Source organism: Streptomyces sp. M92 (assembly GCF_028473745.1).
Taxonomy (GTDB): Bacteria; Actinomycetota; Actinomycetes; order Streptomycetales; family Streptomycetaceae; genus Streptomyces.
Genome location: NZ_CP101138.1, coordinates 81,620 through 101,099 on the forward strand (window position 1 = coordinate 81,620; position 19,480 = coordinate 101,099).

The window sequence follows — 19,480 nt, forward strand, 5'->3', positions numbered from 1 at the left end:
TCCGCTGCCCGAAGCCGCGTCCACGGTAGTGAACTGGGTTGGAGATTGGTAACCCCCGTTATCAACTTTCCGCAGCAATAGGCGACTTGTCTCCTTCTATGGTTCGTCGTGTCGGCAGGCGCCGCAGGAACCACACCCCCCGCGGCCTCAGCCGGTGTCCCACCCTTCTCCGCTTCAGCACCGGACCCTGGTAGGCACCCATGACCGAGGCAGAACAGCCCACCCCGCACACGAACCCCACCTCCGCCCATCCGGCCGCCACCGGCCAGCCCGCCCCGCTGGCCGAGCTGGTGCGGTCCCGCCTGGCTGCAGCGGAACTCGCCGAGCCCGTGAAGACGCTGGTCGCGGAAGCGCTGGGAGACGGCGAGACCCAGGGGACCTCCCCGGTCGGCCGCGTCTACCTCGAGTCCGTCGCTGTCACTCGGTTCCGTGGCATCGGCCCCCGTACCTGGCTCAGCCTCAACCCCCGGCCCGGCGTGAACCTCGTCGTGGGCCGCAACGGTTCCGGCAAGTCCAGCATTGCCGAGGGCATCGAGACCGCCTTCACCGGTACGAACCTGAGGTGGGAGGGCAAGGACGCGGCGCGCACCCGCAACTGGCGCAACCTCCACGACACCGTCGGCGGGCCGGAGATCGAGGTCAAGCTCGCTTTCGAGGGAGACGCTGGCCGCAGCACTCTCGTCCGGACCTGGGAGGGCGAGGAGTTCGAGGATTCCCGCGGTGAGCTCAGGCGGCCCGGACAGGGCCGCGTCCCCCTGGACCAGGTGGGTTGGGGGCAGCCCCTGGCGAATTTCCGGCCCTTCCTCTCGTACGCCGACCTCGACCGCATGATCAGCGGGAAGCCGGCCCAGATGTACGACGCCATCGCCACCATCCTCGGCCTGGGCCGGCTCAGCGCCGCCGAGTCCCGGCTCCGCCAGGAGCTCAGGGAGCTCGAGGCGGCGGCGAAGGCGGTGAAGGAGGAGCTGCCCGGCCTCAAGGACGCCCTGTACGAGCTGGAGGACGACGACCGTGCCGTCCAGGCTCTCCTGGCCGTCGACACTCCGGGCACCCCTGACTTCGCCGCCGTCGACGCGCTGGTGTCCGGTCTGCCCGCCCGGGCCGACGACGGCCTGATCGCCGAGCTGCGGCTCGAGGCCGCCGTCCAGGGGCCCGACATGCAGCGGACCGGCGTGGCGGTGGACCGGCTGCGCGAGGCCCTCGCCCGCGTCGACGACCTGCGCGGCACCAGCGCCGAGGACGCCCTGCAGCGCGCGGCGCTTCTCGAGCAGGCGGTGGGCCACCACGACCGCCACCCCGACGCGGACTCCTGCCCCGTCTGCGGAACCACCGGAAAGCTGGACGCGGCCTGGGCCGCCGAGGCCCTCGCTCAGATCGCCACGCTCCGGCAGGAGGCCGAGACGGCCACCGCCGCGCGCGATGAGCTCCGCTCGGCCGCACGGACGGTGCAGGATCTCGTCCACACGCCCGAGCGGGTCCCCGTCTCTCTGACCGATCCCTGGAACGCCTGGACCGCCTGCCGCACGATCGGCGACCCCGCCGAACTCGCCCGGCGCGCCCTCGAGGCCGCCGTGGTCCTGGCCGACGCCTGCGCCGCCGTCCGGGAGAGGGCCGCCAGTGAGCTGGAGAAGCGTGACGAGCGCTGGAGCGCACTCGTCGCCCGCCTGGCGGGCTGGGCGGAGCGCGCCCGGGCCGTCGAGGCGGCCAAGGACCGGCTGAGGGACCTGAGGAAGGCGAGCGCCTGGCTCAAGGCCCTCGCCGCCGAGCTGCGGGAGCAGCGCATGGAGGGCTTCGCCGACCAGTCGCAGCGGATCTGGGAGAAGCTCCGCCAGGAGAGCAACATCGACCTCAAGGCCGTGAGCCTGAAGGGCAGCGAGAAGGCCACCGTCCGCAAGCTCGTCATGGACGTCACCGTCGACGGCCGTGAGGCCTCGGCGCTCGGCGTGATGAGCCAGGGCGAGCAGCACTCCCTCGCCCTGTCCCTGTTCCTGCCCCGCGCGGCCACCACCGACAGCCCGTTCGGCTTCATCGTCATCGACGACCCCGTGCAGTCCATGGACCCGGCCAAGGTCCACGGGCTCGCCCGGGTCCTGCACGAGCTCGGCGAGCACCGGCAGGTCGTGGTGTTCACCCACGACACGCGGCTCCAGCGCGCGTTCGCCGGCCAGGAGTTGCCGGTGACCGTGTTCGAGGTCGAACGGGGCACGTCGTCCCGGGTGAACGTCAGGCCGGTCACCGACCCGGTCCGGCAGGCGCTCGACGACGCCCGGGCCATCGCCGGCAGCCGTGACCTCCCGGCGGCGGCGAGGACCCACGTCCTGCCCAGTCTCTGCCGTATCGCCCTGGAGAACGCCTTCCTCGAGGCCGCCTCGATCCGGCACCACCGCGCCGGAGACCCCGAGCACGCGCTGCAGGCCGCCGTCGCCGGGGCCGACAAGCTCATGAAGGTCGCGGCGCTGGCCCTGTTCGGTGACGCCGGGCGGACCGGTGACGTCTACCGGGAACTGATTGCGCGCTGCGGGCCGCACGCGGTGGACCTGCTCAAGCAGTGTCAGGACGGTGCTCACGCCGCAGGGGCGGGGGTCACCGACCCGCACCGCTTCGTCGACGCCGTCGAGACCATGGCGCAGAAGGTGCGCAGGCCGGAGGTGGCGGCCTGATGAACGCCCCCGTCGTTCTCACCGCATCCTCCGTCCCCTCCGCGTCCGCCTCCCTGACGGCCTCCGCGGAAGGCCTCCTACTGACGGCCGACCTCCTGCTCGCCGGAGATCTCACCGGTACCACGGCCGCCGGCCGCAATCGCGGGGCCTGTACCGCCCTGCGGGCAGCCCTGGAGATCGGCGTCGACCGGGTGCTCGACGCCGCGGTGCCGGGGCTTGCCCGCGCGACCATGCGGGCCAAGCTGCTCTGCCTGCACCACTACACCGCGGAACAGACCGCCCGGCGTACCCGCGCCGTCTGGTCGCACCTGTGCCTGGGGTGCCACTACCACCAGTACGAGATCGGTCCCGCACACGACCAGGTCCGTGTCTGGCGGATGGTGGTCGGGGAGTTGGTGGAGGAGCTGGCCTCCTGAAGTGGGCCCGGACTGTTCGTCACCATCCGGTCTCTGATAGTCATATCGCCGGGGACGGGCGTATGCCCGTAGCGGCGCCCTGCGGGGCGTCGCAAGGGAGGGAAAGCACATGAGCACCACCACACGCGACGACGTCATCGCCCTCGAGCAGAAGGCGGTGGACCACGCGTACGCCTGCTACGAGGCGCGGCTGTCCGAGATGAACGGAACAGTGACCGCCACGGCGTCGGCCACCGGCAAGGACGGCATCGCCAACAAGAAGGACGCGGAGCAGCGGGCAGCGGCCTACGGCAACCTCGGGGGCGAGTCGCTGGTCTTCGCCCGCGTCGACGCCCCGGAGGAGCCCGGCGGCGAGCCCCGCCCCTGGTACGTCGGCCGGCGTCCCGTCTCCGACGTCCGGACCCGCGACACCGTCGTCGTGCTGTGGACCAGCGGTATGGCCACCAAGTGGCTCGAGGCGCAGCAGGAGGCGCCGGGCGACGTCGTTCTGCGGCGGCGGCTGCGCTGCGCGGAGAGTGTCGTCGAGGACTACTCCGATGAGATCACCGTGCCCGGAGCACTTTCCGGCACCGTTTCCGAGGCCGCCCTCGACGCCGCCCCCGACGCGGGCCTCGTTCCCACGCCCAGGCCCGCCGCCGACGACGCCCCGACGGCCGGACGGCCGGGCACCGCGAAGCGCGGGGGGCGTCCGCCGGCCCACACGCCTGCCGACATCGCCCGTATCCAGCGTCGCAAACGGCCCCTGCAGCCGGACGATTTCCTTCTGCGCGAGCTGCAGCGTTCGCGCAGCGGCCGGATGCGGGACATCGTGGAGACGATCCGCCGTGACCAGATGGACCTGGTCACGGGTTCGCCGACCGACATCCTCGTGGTGCAGGGCGGGCCGGGCACCGGCAAGTCCGCGGTCGGCCTGCACCGCGTGACCTGGCTGGTCAACAACGAGCACTTCACGGCCTCGGACATCCTCGTCATCGGCCCCCACCAGCGGTTCCTCGACTACGTCGGCCAGGTGCTGCCCACCCTCGGCACCCGCGACGTCAACTCCGTCCAGCTGTCCCGTCTGTGGGAGGGCGAGGCTCTCGGCACCGACACCCCGCGGGCGCGGCTGGTGAAGTCCGACGAGCGCATGGCGGCCGTCCTGCGTCGGCGGGTCGAGCGCGAGTGCCGCCCCGAAGCCCTCGACGCTCTCCTCACCGCTCCCTCCTTCGAGGGCGACGAGCCGGCGTTCACCGTCACCGCCGGCAGCACCACCCTGCGCGTGCCACGCTCCGAGGTCCTCGCCCTCCTCGCCGAGGCGCGCGGCGGTGACGGTGCCCACCGCGAACGCCGCGACCGCTTCCGCAACCAGCTCGTCGACCGCCTCCTGGCCGAACTCGTGGCCGTCGCCCCGCGGCGCGGCGCCGACGGCACGATCCGCCGCAGCCTGGAACGCAACCGCAGGGTCGAGCGCCTCCTCGACCGGGTCTGGCCCTCGCCCGGCGCCCTGGAGGCCCTGCGCAGCCTCTACGACTCGCCCGACCTGCTGCGCGACTGCGGCGCCGGCGTACTCGACGACGAGGAGCAGGCCGCCCTGCACCGCCCCCGCGCCGCCACCGCCGACGGTGACCCGTGGACCCTGGACGACCTCGTCCTGCTCGAGGAACTCCGGTATCTCATCACCGGCGAGACCCCGCGCCGCTACGGCCACATCGTCGTCGACGAGGCCCAGGACCTGACCCCCATGCAGGCCCGCACCCTGCGCCGGCGCGTCGCGCGGGGCGGTTCCATGACCGTCCTCGGCGACCTCGCCCAGGCCACCGGTCCGCGCGTGCACACCGACTGGGAGGAACTGGGCACTCTGCTGTCCGACCACGGCGACTGGCGCGTGGCCGAACTGACCACCAGCTACCGCGTGCCCGCCGAGATCATGGAGTTCGTCGCGCCGCTGGCCCGCACGGTCGCCCCCTCGCTGCCCTACCCGCAGGCGGTGCGCGAAGCCGGCGAAGGTGCCGTACGGACCATCCTGACCGAGCCGTGGCGGCTCCTGGACGACACCGTCGCCCAGGCCGTCCGCCTCCTCGGCAGCAGCGACGGGCACACCCTGCGCTCGGTGGCCGTCATCGTCCCCGACGACTCCGGCTGGCTGGGCGAGATCGCACGCCACCTCGACGAGGCGGACGGCCTCACGCAGCAGGAACGCGAGGCGGTGTCCGTGCTGGCCGCCGCCCAGGCCAAGGGCATGGAGTACGACCACGTCCTCGTGGTGGAACCCGCCACCATCGCCGCTCGCGGCCCGGCCGGCCTGCGCCAGCTGTACATCGCGCTGACCCGCAGCACCCAGACCCTGACCGTCCTGCACACCGCACCGCTCCCGCAGGCCCTCACGAACACCGGCACCGCGCATGCCGCGGAACAGCCGCCCACCAGCGCCGCCCCCGGCACCGCCGAGGTCGCCGGCAGTACGGCCGGACCGTCCTCGGCGGCGGGGAACGCCCCCGAGATCGGCACCGACATCAAGGTCCGCGTGGTCGGCCACACCACCGGCGGCAACTACAAGGTCGAGGCCGTTTCACCCGCCACCGACCGTCCGCTGCTCCTGGCCGTACGCCACGGCTCCACACCGCCCGAGACCGGGGCGGAGCTGGACGCCTGGGTCCTGCGCCACACCTCCAACGTCACCTTCGTCACCGTCGACGAACGCGGACGCAGGCCCATCTCGCCCACCATGGCCGAGCGGTACGTGGCCGCGCTCACCGTCGTCGGGGAACTGGCCGACGGCAACGTCCCGAACGACGCCCGGGCCCGGCTCTCCGAACTCAAGGGCATGGCCAACCGTTGCCTGCGCCTGGACCAGCACGACTGGCTGGACGTATGGCGCGTCCTCGGCTCCCCGGACAGGGACCGTCTCGCCCTGTTGCGGGACCTCGCCGCGAACACCAACCGCGCGCTCGCCTCGGATGTCCCCGACCTGGAGCGATTCCGGGCAGAGCTGCAGCGCAGCGGCTGGGCCGAGGCCCTGGCCGAGGCACGGCGGACGCTGGAACAGCGCCTCGAGGCCAAAACCGCCGACCGTCCGGTGAACGGAACCCGGGACCCCGAGCCCGCCGCCGCGCGATCCCCCGAGCCCGCCCCGTCCGGCCGGACCGAACCGTCCGCACCACCACAGCAGCCCGAGCAGTCGGAGCTGGAGGAGAACCGCCCCATGCCCAGCACAACCACCGGCACCGATGCGCCGACATCCGCACCGAAGGCCGTCCCGAGCACGGACCTGCTCCGGTTCCTGGAGACCGCGGCCGCGGCCGACCGCGTCTGCAAGACCCATGAGGCGGTGCGCTTCGAGCTGATGGCGGCCCTGCTGCGAGCCGACCGGCAGCCGAACGGCGACTCACCGATCGCCGACGGCAGCTGCACCACCGAGCACGGCCACTTCCTCTACGAGGTCCTGGGCGCCGGTCTGTCCACGTACCCCGACCTCCGCTCGGGAGCGGCCCGCCTCCACGAGATCAACCACACCCTGCCGACGGCCGCCGACCGCCTCTACCTGGTGCTGTCCGAGCCGCCCGCCGAGGACTGGTCGGCCGCCACCGTCCACGACGTCTTCGGCGTCCACCTCCTGTGGCGCACCCCGCAGGGCTGGGGCGGACAGGACACCGCAACCGCTCTCGGCCTCGACCCCGGTCAGGCCTGAATCACCACTGGCCGGGCGCGTCCCGTCCCGCACCGCTCGGGTCGGGACGCGCCGACCGTTTCCCGAGCCTGAACAACACGTCGGACCCCAATCCCGCGGGAAGCGAGCCGGGGAACAACCGGCAGCCCCCGCCCGCGCTCGCCCTCCTGGCCTTCCCAGCCTGACGAACCACTTGTGCATAAGACGAAACGGACTTCTTGTGAGCACTGTCGGCCCAAGCGGGCGGATCCAGCCCATCCGCCCTGGTGACCCTTCACGTATCGGCCCTTACCGGATCATCGGCCGACTCGGCTCGGGCGGCATGGGAACCGTTCACGCCGGACTCACCTCCGACGGGCTTCGGGTCGCGGTCAAGGTGATCCACTCCGCACAGGCCGAGGACGCCGACTTCCGGGCCCGGTTCCGCCGCGAGGTGGACCTTTCCCGCCGGGTCCAGGGCCCGTGCCTCATACCGCTGCTCGCGGCCGAGCCCGAGGCGAACCCTCCGTGGCTGGCCACCGTCTATGCCCCCGGCCCCACCCTCAACCAGCACCTCGCCGACAGCGGACCGCTGTCGGGCGGAACCCTGTACGCCTTCGCGACCGGCACGGCCCAGGCGCTGGCCGCCATCCACGCCGCGGGTGTCGTCCACCGGGACGTCAAGCCGCAGAACGTCGTCCTCACCCCCGCCGGTCCGCGCGTCCTGGACTTCGGCATCGCCCATGCCGCCGACGGCACGAGCATCACAAGAACCGGTGCCATGACCGGTACCCCCGGCTGGATCAGTCCAGAGCACTACCGCACCGGCACCGCCGGGCCCGCGGGCGACATGTTCGCCTGGGGCGCGCTGGTCGCCTACGCCGCCACCGGTCGCCTCCCCTTCGGCACTGGTGCTCCGGACGTGGTCGCGTTCCGCGTCATGTCGGGCGAGCCCGACCTCGACGGCATGCCCGGGAAGCTGCGGGAAATCGTGGAGACGTGCCTCGCGAAGGAGCCCGCCGACCGGATGAGCGCCGCCTCTGCGGCGGAGGAGTGCGTGGCGCTTCTCGCCTCGCAGGACACGCAGGTCCTCGAAGACGGCACGGCACTGGGACCCACCCGCGTCGGCGAACTGGTGACGGCCCAGTGGGACATGCCGCCCCTGGACGACCCCGCCTGGAACCTCCCGCCCACGCGCTCCCGAAGACGCACGGTCGCGACGGTCCTGGCGGCCGCGGTCGTCGTCGGCGGCATCGTGGGCGGCGCCCTCGCCCTCCCCTCCGGCACGGAGAGCCCCACGCACGACGCCGCCGACGCACACGCCACGCCCGCGGAGCCGAACGCCCCGCGCACCGGACCTGCCGCATCGGGTACCGGCACCGGCACCGGGCCTTCGGCCGACCCCCGTACGGTCGGCATCCCGAACGACCCGCTGCTCGGGGTGCCCGATCCCGCTTACACGCGGGCCGACGACCCCGCTCAGCCCGGTTACGACGAGTGGACGAGGAGCACCGGCGCGGCCGGCCCGGACGAGAAGGACGTCGAGAAGGCCATCCGGAAGGACATGACGTCCATGCTCGCCACGAAGGACATGGCCTTCATGAAGCCCACCGTCACGTTCAACAGACGGGCCCAGACCGTGATGGTCACCGGCGGCCCGATCTCCACACTGACCGACGACTACAAGGAAGTGTTCGGCAGGGCAGGGGCGATGGCCGCCTGCACCGCCCTCGCCCACCGCCTCGAGGGAGCCCCCACCACCTGGCCGTACGGCCGCTACTACGTCCTGTGGAAGGACTTCGACGGCCAGACGGAACCGACCTTCCTCGACTTCGGGCAGGCGACCGACGGCTGTCTCCCGGAGACCGCGGGGCAGTGGCAGGGAAGCGAGACCGGTATCGCGACCGCCACGACTCCCAGCAGCGACAGGGCCGAGATCCGTGTCGCGGACACCGTCGTCAAAGCCGTCACGAAAGCCTGGAACACCAGAGCCGTCGAAGGGCAGTACGGCTTGACTCCCTTCGGCAGGGACGACTCCATCAGCCTCGGCTTCGATCCCGTTGAAAAGGCCGCCTACGTGTGGGCCGCGGACGACCTGGATGTGCTCGTGGGCCGCGCCCAGAGGAGCCAGTTCCAGCAACTCGTCTCCAAGACCGTCTGCCAGAAGATGGCCGCCGAGTACGACCGAAACGTGAACTGGAACTACACCCGCTGGTCGGTGGCGGTCTATCAGGGGAACAGCGGAGTGGCGGAATTCATCGGCTCGGGCACCTGCACTCCGGACTGAGCGGTGCACGGAGGACGTGCCCGTTCGAGGACCCTGCTGCAGGCCGCGCCGCGTTCGATACTCCGTTCGCCAAGGGCTGCCCGTGTCACCGGGCCGACGTACGGCAGAGATGGCCGTGGTCCGTGCGACCTCCCGACCCGGCTGACCCGCGCGCAGGCCTGACTATGTACTTCCTCTTCCTGGAGCTGCGGCACGAAAACGAGATCCACCGGATGACCGGGCGCATCGAGCTCTGCTGCCTCGACAGTCGGTGTGCTCAAGGACCGGGACACGGCCGCCATGGCCGCGGCGCACGCAGTCGTGCGTGCCACCGTGTCACAGAACTCAGGAAGCCGATTTCGGTACACAGCCGCCTGCGGCCTGCAAGGTGTCGGCTCGGCTGCGCCCCAACCTCGGCGACCGGGGCGCAGTGAGAACGCTTCAGGAATCCCGAAGTCACGTCAGCCCGCGAACAACTGCCGGGGAGAAGACGAACCCCCTGGCCACGGGGTCGTGGACTCAGCGACCCTCAGAGCAACCCACGGGATGTCGCACACCAGCCGCCGGCCCCCGCAACAACGGGGCGGCACCGGCAGAACACCAGGACGAGACACCGTGGCAGAGCCTCGTCGCCCGCCTGGTGGAGGCGGTGCTGGAGGTGAGGGTCTGGGCCGCTCGCGCGGCGGGTTTACCAGCGAGCTCCACCTGAGCGCGGACGGCCGCTGCCGGTTGTGCAGCCAAGTTCACCTTGCAACCTCGGTAACTTTTCCGGACACCAGGCGTCCCGCTGAGAGCACGACTTGTCCGGTCTGCGGTGGCGCTTGTGGCCTCGTTCACGGTGTCGTCGGCGCCGCACGGTTCCCGTTTCCTGCTTGACGTTGCCCGGGTCGCGGCCGTCACGTGCGCCGGCCGCTGTAGTCCGGCCTGGGTATGCGTCGGCGAACGGCTCCGTCACGGGTGCGGCGGTGGCGGCGTCAGGGGCGGGGGAGGAGCGCGTACGGGCGCAGGGGGACGCCGACGACCTGGAGGACGAGGTTGCGGTGTGCGGCGTGCAGGGTGCGTACGGCGGCTCGGGTCAGGCCGGGCTTGGGCGGTTGGACGCCGGCGCGTTCGCGGCCGGGCTTCGTGGGGATCCAGAGGTATCCGGGGTCACTGCCTTCCAGGGCTGCGGTGATGCCGGCACGGACGTCGAGCCAGCGGCGCAGGATCTCCGCGGTGTGTTTGTCGAGGGGGTGGTCGGAGTCGGCGACGGTCACGACGGGGACGGGGCGGCGTTCCAGGTCGACGTCGGTGACGTCGAGTCTGTGAAGCTGGGGCACGGTGCGGCCGGTGGCGGCGACGAGGGCGGCCACCGCGGCGGTGCGGACGGCGGTGGCGGCGTTGGCGCCGGTGGGGCGCCGTACGGCGAGGGTGCGCAGCAGTGTGTGGGCCTGCTCGGGCTCGAGGCGGTCGGCGTAGCCGGAGGCCGGGTAGGGCCGGTGCAGGTGAGGGAGGGCGAGGTGGTCGACGAAGGCGTTGTACGTCTGGATGCGGGCGCGCTGGGAGTCGGACGCGGCGGCGGCGTTCGGGCCGGTGAGGGTGTTGCGGCGTCGGGTCTCGCCGGCGTCGGCCGCGTCGAGCCACGAGCCGGCGTGCTCGGGCTGGACCAGCTCTTCGGCGGTGAGACGCGTGCTCTTCTCCTTGTCGAGGACGTGCTCCAGGTACTCGGTGAGGAGAAGCCCGCGCAGGCGGACGGTCTCGTGGGCGTACCCGGCGTCCTGCTGGGCCCTCGTGAAGGTGCCGATCGCTGCGAGGGCATCGGCGGTGCGCGGGTTCGGCATGCCGACAGGGTACGGAACCCAGTCTCGTCATGCTGGATAACAGCAAGAAGCATGGAACACTCCTTCCCCAGCCGACTGCAGGTCTCGTTTCGGTCCGTGTCGGACCAAGACGGCCCGATCAGGCCCGATACGGTCCTTGTACGACCCCCCGGCGACCGGGAAGCGGGGGCCCTGGCCCCGTGGAGATCACTCCCGCTTCTTGCTGTTATCTGCGACTAGACCGCCACACAAGGTCCGCCGCCGGACGCGGTCGAGCACGTCGCCAAGCAGGCGGTGCAGCGCGGACCGGGTGATCGCGTTGACCTGGGCTGCGGTCGGCGGCTCGGTCGGGTCCGCGCGTATCTGCCGCAGCAGTTCGGCCCGCACCTGCCCCTCACGGCGCTCGTCGTGCCGGATCACGTCCACCAGGTGCGAGACGAGCTCGACCGGTCGGTCTTCGTGCACTCGTGCCGGCCCGTCGGATCCCGCAGCTTGCTGCGATGCCGCTTCGCGGCACGCGAGGTGAAGTCGTAGAACCCCCGCTGGACGCGCCGGTCTTCGACGACCGCGGTCGGGAACGCAACATCCGCTTCGCCGTGACCCTGCTCCCTCGAGGCCCTGCGGGACCTCTTCGGCCCCCAAGATCACTACGCGATGGGTTACGGCCCCCGCCGCTGCGCGACCCCGGACCGCCTCTGGGCCTGCGCGCCGTGCACACCGATGCTGACTCACCGTCAACCCCGCCTGACTGAAGAGCAGATGAACCCCTCTACACTTTCAACGTTTTGTTGAAGTAGCGAGGTGGGGGCAGAATCACTATGGCCAACTTCGACCGATTTGCAACGATATATGACAAGTATCGACCGTCATTCGAAACGCTGCGCGCGGAAGCTCTTTCGAAGCACTCACTGGACGACGGTGGTGGACGCACTGCCGTAGATCTGGGCACGGGGACGGGCGTCATGGCGTTCGTGCTCGCCGAGCACGGCTACCGTGTGACCGGCCTCGACCACTCGCCGCGAATGCTGGAACAGGCACGGAAGTCCGCGGCCAGGCGGCGGGCGGAGGTCGACTTCCGGGTCGGTTCCGCAACCGGCACCGGTCTGGTCCGCGCCTCGGTCGACATCGTCACCGCCTCGCAGAGTTGGCATCTGTTCGACGGGCGTCGGGCGTTCACCGAGTGCCGCCGCATCCTCAAGCCCGGCGGGGTCCTTCTGGTGACCACGTACGACTGGCTCCCGCTGCCCGGCTCCGCCGCGCGCATCACCGAGGAGGTGATCCGCGAGGTGAATCCCGACTGGGCGGACCACGGCGGGACGGGCAGCCACGACCGCCTGGCGCCGGTGGCGGCCGAACTCGGCTTCACCTCGATCCGCACGCACGAACGTCGGTTCGAGCAGCGGTACACGCTGGACGACTGGGTAGGCCGCATCCGGACCAGCTCGAGTGGCGGAGCGGGCCTCGACACCGCGCAAAGGCGCGTACTCGAAGACGGCATGCGCGAGAAACTGTCGGCCACCTTCCCGGACGGCGACATCGTCGTCACGCACGTCGCCTGGTCGATGTCCGCTCGCAAAGCCGTCGCCTGGCGGCCGGCGCGGGCTCACGCGATGACGGGAACAGCGGGCTGACGGCATCCATGCTCACGATCCATCCCGAGGTCTTCCGCGCCTACATGAGGGCCGGCGCACTGTGGCCACAGCTCCGCGGCCCGCTCAGCTGCGCCATCGTCGACTCCGCTGCGAAGACACAGCCCGCAGTTCCGCTGACCGCGCTGCTCGCCACCCGCCTCGGCCCGGGGCAACTCAAGGAATCGGCAGACACCGTCCACCGGCTGCACCGGCGCTTCGGCATACCCGAGCGGGGCCCGATCGACCACGACGAGCTTCAGCACGAATGGGTCAAGTCACTCAACGCCGTTGCCTTCGTCCACCTCGTTGCGCTCGGACTCGCGCCCGACGCGGTCTACGACGGCTACGCCGACTACCTCACCGACGCAGGACCGGCCCTCGCCGGCGTCTCGCGCGACGGCACCTTCCGGCGGACGATCTCCGCCATGTGTGCCGCCCATGACACGTTCGCGTCGAGCAAGCAGCTCGCCCGCACGTTCAAGTTCACCTTCACCGGCCACGGCCCCGCGCGGAGCCCGCGAGAGGCGGCACGCATCCGCATTGACTGCATGGACGAGATCCGCCACCGACTCGAAGCACGCCTGACTGGTCATGACCCCACCGTCCGCCAGGCCCTGGCAATGGGCCTCGACTCCCTGTCGTACCAACGCGCCCGTGCCGGGCTCACCTCCGCCGGAAGCTAGGGCCGCTCGGGCGGATCAGGCACGCTCGCGGGTCTTGGCGCCGTGCCTGTCCGCCGTGAGGCCTCGGTCACGGGCGGCCCTCCCCAGCGTCGCCGGCCGCTCATTGCCCCACTCCGCCGCCCAGCGCTCCACGGCACCAGGCCCCCTGGCTGTTCCGGCCTGCTCCACACGAAAGGCCCAGGCATCATGCCCTACCTCGTACCTCTGGTCGTCGCGATCGTCCTCAACACGGCCGACCGCACAGTCACGCGCGCGACGCTTCGCCGGCACGGCGACCGGGCGGACGAGTTCCTCCTCGTCTACCAACTCACCAGCACCCTGCTCACCGTCCCCTTCGCCGCTCTCGCCCTGCTCCGCCCCGGCCACCCCGCCGGCGTCCCCAGCGGCGAGGTTCTGCTCCTTGTCCTCGCCGCCATCACTTGCTGGAGCATCTACTCCGTCAGCGCCTTCCGCAGTTCCGCGCTCCTCGAACTGTCCGTCGCGGCGACGATCAGTCGGCTCCGGCTCATCCTGGCGGCTTTCTTCGGGGTCGTGTTCTTCGGCGAGACGGTCAGTGCGACGCACGCCATCGGACTGGCCGTCCTTCTCGTCGCCTACATACCGCTCACACAACTGCCGCGTGAACAGCTCAACCGCAAAGGCCTGGCCTACGCGGCGGCATCGACAGTCGCCATCACACTGGCCCTGACCACCGACAAGGCACTGACCGCCTGGTTCGACCCTGCGGTCATCCTCTTCCTCGGCTTCGCAGGTACCACCCTGACCGGCTTCGCCCTCAACAAGGGCACCAGCACCGCCGCCCTCCGGCCCGTCCTGCTGCCGGCCGTCCTCGCCGGAACAGCCGGTGCAGCCGGCTATTACGGCCTGGTGGTCGCCATGACGGAAGGACCTGTGGGTGTCATTTTGCCCGTCTACCAGAGTTCCGCGTTCATCTACGTCCTGATCGGCATCGTCCTGCTCGGCGAGACGAGCGGTTGGCGACGCAAAGTACTCTCGGCAGCAATCTCCCTACTGGGGGCCGCCCTCGTCCTCTCCAGCTGACGGCTGCGGCAGGCCGACTCGCACCACGTACTGAGCCCGACCTGCCTCCGCGACGCCGCCGCTCTGCCGACCGCGGCCCGGCGTTCCACGGGGACCGGTCGACGGAGTCAGCGGTGGACGCTGACCTGGGACAGTCACGAAGCCGGTAGTCCGTCATGCGGGACCGGGGCGGCGTCGGCGCTGAGCTTGTAGTTCAACCTCGCCTGATCCTGGCCGTTGCCGAACCCGAGAGGGGTCGGCAGGATGTTGGACGTGGCTGTGTCACCAGCAATCCGTCAGCTTTGCGACGCCACGTTTCCGGATGCCGAAGCCGCGAACGTCCTGTCAGTCCTTGATCTCTATGCAGGCGCGGAGCGTGAACGTGTGCATTAGGCTGTCATCCGGCTGAGCGGAGGACGACTCGGCAGGCTTCGCATGTGGCTCGATGAGGCCAAACACAGCCCGGAGACTGTCCTGTGGTTCGGCGAGTCGCCCTCCGATGTCTCTCGGAGCACACACGTTTTCGGACTGGAGTTCATCAACGCCTTTCTGGACAGACACCTCGACACTCCCGCGGAGCCTGCGGACGAGTGACAGACATCTGTCGGCACACCGCGCCGCGACGTCGAACGACTGCCTCGAACTTGATCAGCTTTCTCGCAGTTCAGCGGACGTACAGGCGGCCTTCGTCTGATCCTGTGCTCCGTCACGGAGTGGATCAGCGCGAAGGCCGTGGGTCGTCACGGCGCGATCCGCACCGCCGTCGCCGGCCTCGTGCCCGACCACACCGCCGTCGAGGAGGTTCCCCGCCGCAGAACTGCCGGCCACTCTCGACATGCCCGGCACGGTCGCCGGCTTCCTCCGCACTGCCGAACTGGACCTCGCCGAGCGGGCCGCGCTCGACCAGGGGATGACCGTACGGCGCAGCCAGGGCTACACCCTGCGCGTCAGCGCCGTCCCCGACGTGCACCGCCAGCTCCTCGACCGATGCCAGCCGCTCGTCGGCGCCCAGGGCGTTCCGGCGTTCCCGGCCCAGCGCAAGGCCCGCCGCGAGCACGAGAACCGCGTCAGCACCCTCGGCGTAGCCGAACCTTGCTCCGAGTCAGCCACTGTCGCTGATTACCGTCCGGATACTCCCCGAGGGCCCAGTACTGACCGGCCTGCCCCGGCTCGGGGTACGGCCGGCCGCCCGCACACGCCGAGCAGGGAACCGTTTCCGATGGTTGGCACGTGGACAAAGAGCCGGATACGCCTTTCTTCCAGCCGGGAGGGAGGTCGTGTGCTCGAGACGGAGGGGGACGAGATGAGCAGTGCGAGCGGAGCGGACGAGGAGTGGATGGACCTGGCGGACGCGGTCACCCTGCTGCGGGACCAGATCGCCGAGGCCCAGGGCAGGATCGCCGCCACGACAGGGCCGGGCGACAAGGGGGTGCTGTTCACGCTGGAGGAGATCACGCTGGACCTCGGTCTGGAGCTGACCGGCACCAAGGGTGTCAACGGCGGTCTGCGCTGGAGCGTGATCAGCCTGGGAGGCAAGAAGGAGAGCGGCCGCAAGGCCACCCACACGGTGACCGTGAAACTGACCCCGCACCGTCCCGGTGGGGGCGACGTCGACGTCAGCGACGCCGAGTAGCCCCGCCTCACCCGCATCACCGCACGGAGAACCGAGACAGGGGGATTGTCCGTGGAGTTGGACCGCCGGGCCCAGATCCGGGTCAGCAAGGCAGGCACCGGGAGACGGGGGTTCGGCTCGGGCTATCTGATCGCGCCACGCCTGGTCCTGACTGCGGCTCACGCTCTGGACGGGGCGGACCAGGCGGCGCGAGCCCCGGTGACGGTTTGCCTGCCCGACACCGGCGGGCGGGAGTTTTCGGCAATCGTGCGCTGGCAGCGCTGGGACAAGAAGGTGGATGCCGCCCTGGTCGAAGTCACCGACGGCCAGGACTGGCAGGTCCCCCAGTCCCTCGCGGATCTGCTGACCCGGCCGCCCCAGCGCTACGGACTGCTCATCGGCACCCGCCCCCACCCGGTCACCGCGACCGGATTCCCCCGTCTGCAGAAGGACTCCGAAGGCGGCCGGCGCCTGGACGAGCAGCTGACCGGCTCGATCGCCCCGGGCACCGGCGCCCTCGCCGGCCGCTACGAGATCACCAGCACCAGCCCCACCCACGAAGGCCCTGCCGGCGCCGGCACCCGCTGGTCCGGCATGTCCGGAGCCGCCCTCCTGGCCGACGACGGCTACGGCGGGGACATGCTGTGCGGCGTCGTACGCCGCGACCGCCGCGCCGACACAGGCGGCAGCCGCCTGACCGCCACCACCGCCGCGAACCTCCTCGCCGACCCCGACTTCCGCGCCCTCATCACCGAGCACACCGGCTGGAACCCCGTCCTCGAACCCGTCGAACCCGCCACCCTGCTCACCCCCGCCGCCGTCGACCGCACCTTCCGCTCACCCGCAGCGCTGCTGCGCGCGGACACCCAAGCCGTCGCCTTCCACAGCCGCGACCGCGAACTGGACGACCTGCGCACCTGGTGCGAGAGCGGACCACCGGCCATCTCGGTACGGGTGCTGACCGGGCCCGGCGGACAAGGCAAGACCCGCCTCGCCCGCCACCTCACCGACACCCTCTCCTGGGCGGGCTGGGCCACCGGACACCTGCGCTCCGACCTCACCGACGACCCCGCCATCGACGGCACCCCACCCGACTTCGCCACCCTCAACACCGCCCTGCCCCTCCTCCTGGTCCTCGACTACGCCGAGACCCGACCCCGCCTGCTACGCCGCCTCATCACCCACCTGCACCGCTCCCGCCACCGCGTGCGCCTGCTGCTGCTCGCCCGCTCCGACGGCCAATGGCGCACCGGCTCCTTCCAGGCCCTCCCCGACGTACGGGACCTGCTCGAAGAAGCCCCCGTCGTCGGACTCGGTCCGCTCACCCCTGCGGACGGACACGCCCAGGACCGGCACGACACCTTCCGGCAGGCCGCCGGCGACCTCGCCCGCCTGCTGCCCCAGGTACCCACCCTGCCCGCCCACGACTGGACAGCCCTGGCCGGCACACTCCACCCCCCGGCCGACCTGCACAACCCCGGCTACGACAACGCCCTCACCCTGCAGATGACCGCCCTGGTCGCCCTCCTCCAGCACGGCCCCCGACCCGCCGACACACCTCCCGGCACCCCTGCGGAGCGCACTCTGCTCAAACACGAGGAAAGATTCTGGGAAGCCAGCGCGACCACCCCGGCCTACAAAATCGCCCTGCCCGTCCCCACCCTGGGCGCCGCCGTCGCCGTGGCCGCCCTGTGCGGGGCCGCAACCCGAGAGGAGGCCCTGCGCGTCATCACCGCCCTGCCCGGCCTGCCCGATCACCAGCACACGACTGCCGCGGCCTGGCTGGCCTCCCTGTACCCGGGCGGCCCCGACCACTACTGGGGTTCCCTCCAACCCGACCGCGTCGCCGAGTACCACGCCTCCCAGACCCTCGAAGAACACGGCGACCTGCTGCCCGCTCTCCTCACCGCGGGCACCCCCGCCCAACAGGCCCAGGCCATCACCGTCCTGGCCCGCGCAGCCATCGCCCACTACAACGCCGAACGCACCGCCGACAGCGAACACACCCTGCACACCATCGACACCGCCCTGGACACCACCCCCCTCGACCACGAGGCCATGGAGACCGCCTCAGGGGCACTCCCCTACCCATCCCGCATCCTCACCCCCCTCGCCCTGCGACTCGTCGGCACCCTCGCCAAGGCCAACCAACGACTTGCGCACAGCGACCCCGCCGCCCGCGAACCCGACCTCGCCGCCTCACTGAACGACCTCGGCATCCGGCTCTCGGAGGCCGGACGGCTGGACGAGGCACTCACCGCCGAACAGGAGGCGGTGGAGATCTACCAACGGCTTGCCACAAGCAACCCCGCCGCCTACCACCCCGGCCTCGCCCGCTCGCTGTCCAACCTCGGAACCCTCCTGTCGAAAGTGGGGCGGCGAAGTGAGGCCCTCACCGCCACCGAAGAGGCGGTGGTGATCCGGCGCAGGCTTGCCACGAGCAACCCCGCCGCCTACCAGCCCAACCTCGCCCACTCGCTGTCCAACCTCGGCGTCTGGCTGTTGGAGGTGGGGCGGCGAAGTGAGGCCCTCACCGCCACCGAGGAGGCGGTGGTGATCCGGCGCAGGCTTGCCACGAGCAACCCCGCCGCCTACCAGCCCGACCTCGCCCACTCGCTGTCCAACCTCGGCAATCTCCTGTCGGAGGTGGGGCGGCGCAGCGAGGCTCTCACCGCCGAACAGGAGGCGGTGGTGATCCGGCGCAGGCTTGCCACGAGCAACCCCGCCGCCTACCAGCCCGACCTCGCTCGCTCGCTGTCCAACCTCGGCATCCGGCTGTTGGAGGCCGGGCGGCTGGACGAGGCCCTCACCGCCGAACAGGAGGCGGTGGAGATCTACCAACGGCTCGCCACAAGCAACCCCGCCGCCTACCACCCCGACCTCGCCCGCTCGCTGTCCAACCTCGGAACCCTCCTGTCGGAGGTGGAGCGGCACAGCGAGGCCCTCACCGCCGAACAGGAGGCGGTGGAGATCTACCAACGGCTCGCCACAAGCAACCCCGCCGCCTACCACCCCGACCTCGCCGCCTCGCTGTCCAACCTCGGCATCCGGCTGGCGGAAGCAGGGCGGCCGGGTGAGGCCCTCACCACCGCCGAAGAAGCGGTGGAGATCTACCGACGGCTCGCCACGAGCAACCCCGCCGCCTACGAACCCAACTTCGCCGCCTCATTGAACAACCTCGGCATCCGGCTGTCGGAGGCCGGACGGCTGGACGAGGCCCTCACCGCCGAACAGGAGGCGGTGGAGATCTACCAACGGCTCGCCACAAGCAACCCCGCCGCCTACGAACCCGACCTCGCGCGCTCGCTGTATGTCATGGCCGCGATCTCTGCGACGGGAGGCGAGCTTCTCGGGGCGCTACGCGCGACGGGGGAGGCCGTGGAACTGTACCGCCGCCATATCGGCACGCTGCCGACAGTCCTCCCGCGACTCCATGGCGTGCTGCGCCTGCAGGCGCGGCTACTCGACGGCCTCGGGCGTGAGCAAGAGGCGGAGCAAGTGCGTCGCTGGCTCGGGGAGAATCCGCTCCCCGTCTGATTCTCATAACTGACCGGTTGCGAGAGTTCCGCGAGAGGCCCGGCGTCAATCACGTTTCCGCAGGTCGCGATTCGCAGTAGTCCTCTCAGAACCAACGCGTTGTGCGAGACAGTTCTGACAGGCTTCCGCGGTGAAGGCGACTTCGTCTGCCTGAGGCGGCGGCAGCCTGGGAAAGCCCTCTGGCGGGAGGGCGGACTGCCCGGCCGTGGCGGTGGCTCCCCGCCTTCCGCC

The 19,480-nt window shown here is 71.0% G+C and carries 11 protein-coding genes; 9 read left to right on the plus strand and 2 right to left on the minus strand.

From position 1 onward, the window contains the following. Positions 1-200: 200 nt before the first annotated feature. The 4 genes from M6G08_RS35740 (at position 201) to M6G08_RS35755 (ending at position 8,988) form a co-directional block, all read left to right on the plus strand. Positions 201-2,660 (plus strand): AAA family ATPase, encoded by a 2,460-nt coding sequence (locus M6G08_RS35740; protein WP_272591550.1) that lies wholly within the window; start codon positions 201-203, stop codon positions 2,658-2,660. Then, positions 2,660-3,076, plus strand: coding sequence for a hypothetical protein (locus tag M6G08_RS35745; protein ID WP_272591551.1), 417 nt, complete (start codon positions 2,660-2,662; stop codon positions 3,074-3,076). Before M6G08_RS35740 ends, M6G08_RS35745 begins: the two co-directional genes overlap by 1 nt. A 109-nt stretch (positions 3,077-3,185) precedes the next feature. Next, a complete protein-coding gene (locus M6G08_RS35750; RefSeq protein ID WP_272591552.1) occupies positions 3,186-6,743 on the plus strand; it encodes a HelD family protein in 3,558 nt (1,185 codons plus the stop codon). Between the two features lie 199 nt (positions 6,744-6,942). Next, positions 6,943-8,988 carry a serine/threonine-protein kinase gene (locus M6G08_RS35755; RefSeq protein ID WP_443049032.1) on the plus strand — a complete coding sequence of 682 codons (2,046 nt, stop codon included), beginning with the start codon at positions 6,943-6,945 and terminating at the stop codon, positions 8,986-8,988. A gap of 953 nt (positions 8,989-9,941) precedes the next feature. Here the strand turns inward: M6G08_RS35755 and M6G08_RS35760 are convergent. Together M6G08_RS35760 and M6G08_RS35765 are read right to left on the minus strand one after the other, a co-directional pair. Beyond that, entirely contained in the window at positions 9,942-10,787 is an 846-nt protein-coding gene (locus M6G08_RS35760) for a hypothetical protein (RefSeq protein ID WP_272591553.1), read from the minus strand. A 186-nt stretch (positions 10,788-10,973) separates the two neighbouring features. Further along, positions 10,974-11,231 (minus strand): hypothetical protein, encoded by a 258-nt coding sequence (locus tag M6G08_RS35765; protein ID WP_272591554.1) that lies wholly within the window; start codon positions 11,229-11,231, stop codon positions 10,974-10,976. A 353-nt stretch (positions 11,232-11,584) separates the two neighbouring features. Between M6G08_RS35765 and M6G08_RS35770 the strand changes: the two genes are divergently transcribed. The 5 genes from M6G08_RS35770 to M6G08_RS35795 all read left to right on the plus strand — a co-directional run bounded on the left by M6G08_RS35770 (position 11,585) and on the right by M6G08_RS35795 (position 19,249). Continuing rightward, positions 11,585-12,397 (plus strand): class I SAM-dependent methyltransferase, encoded by an 813-nt coding sequence (locus tag M6G08_RS35770; RefSeq protein ID WP_272591555.1) that lies wholly within the window; start codon positions 11,585-11,587, stop codon positions 12,395-12,397. An 8-nt stretch (positions 12,398-12,405) separates the two neighbouring features. Further along, entirely contained in the window at positions 12,406-13,080 is a 675-nt protein-coding gene (locus M6G08_RS35775) for a hypothetical protein (RefSeq protein ID WP_272591556.1), read from the plus strand. Positions 13,081-13,266: 186 nt separating this feature from the next. Further along, positions 13,267-14,121 (plus strand): DMT family transporter, encoded by an 855-nt coding sequence (locus M6G08_RS35780; RefSeq protein ID WP_272591557.1) that lies wholly within the window; start codon positions 13,267-13,269, stop codon positions 14,119-14,121. Between the two features lie 1,258 nt (positions 14,122-15,379). Beyond that, the gene (locus M6G08_RS35790; protein WP_272591602.1) at positions 15,380-15,733 is read left to right on the plus strand and encodes a trypco2 family protein; all 354 of its coding nucleotides are present in this window, start codon (positions 15,380-15,382) and stop codon (positions 15,731-15,733) included. A gap of 51 nt (positions 15,734-15,784) precedes the next feature. Continuing rightward, the gene (locus M6G08_RS35795; protein WP_272591558.1) at positions 15,785-19,249 is read left to right on the plus strand and encodes a tetratricopeptide repeat protein; all 3,465 of its coding nucleotides are present in this window, start codon (positions 15,785-15,787) and stop codon (positions 19,247-19,249) included. Positions 19,250-19,480: the final 231 nt, after the last annotated feature.

Coding starts and splice junctions, on each gene's coding strand:
- M6G08_RS35770 (WP_272591555.1), top strand. CDS start 11,585: ATGGCCAACTTCGACCGATTTGCAACGATATATGACAAGTATCGACCG.
- M6G08_RS35745 (WP_272591551.1), top strand. CDS start 2,660: ATGAACGCCCCCGTCGTTCTCACCGCATCCTCCGTCCCCTCCGCGTCC.
- M6G08_RS35780 (WP_272591557.1), top strand. CDS start 13,267: ATGCCCTACCTCGTACCTCTGGTCGTCGCGATCGTCCTCAACACGGCC.
- M6G08_RS35775 (WP_272591556.1), top strand. CDS start 12,406: ATGCTCACGATCCATCCCGAGGTCTTCCGCGCCTACATGAGGGCCGGC.
- M6G08_RS35740 (WP_272591550.1), top strand. CDS start 201: ATGACCGAGGCAGAACAGCCCACCCCGCACACGAACCCCACCTCCGCC.
- M6G08_RS35750 (WP_272591552.1), top strand. CDS start 3,186: ATGAGCACCACCACACGCGACGACGTCATCGCCCTCGAGCAGAAGGCG.
- M6G08_RS35760 (WP_272591553.1), bottom strand. CDS start 10,787: ATGCCGAACCCGCGCACCGCCGATGCCCTCGCAGCGATCGGCACCTTC.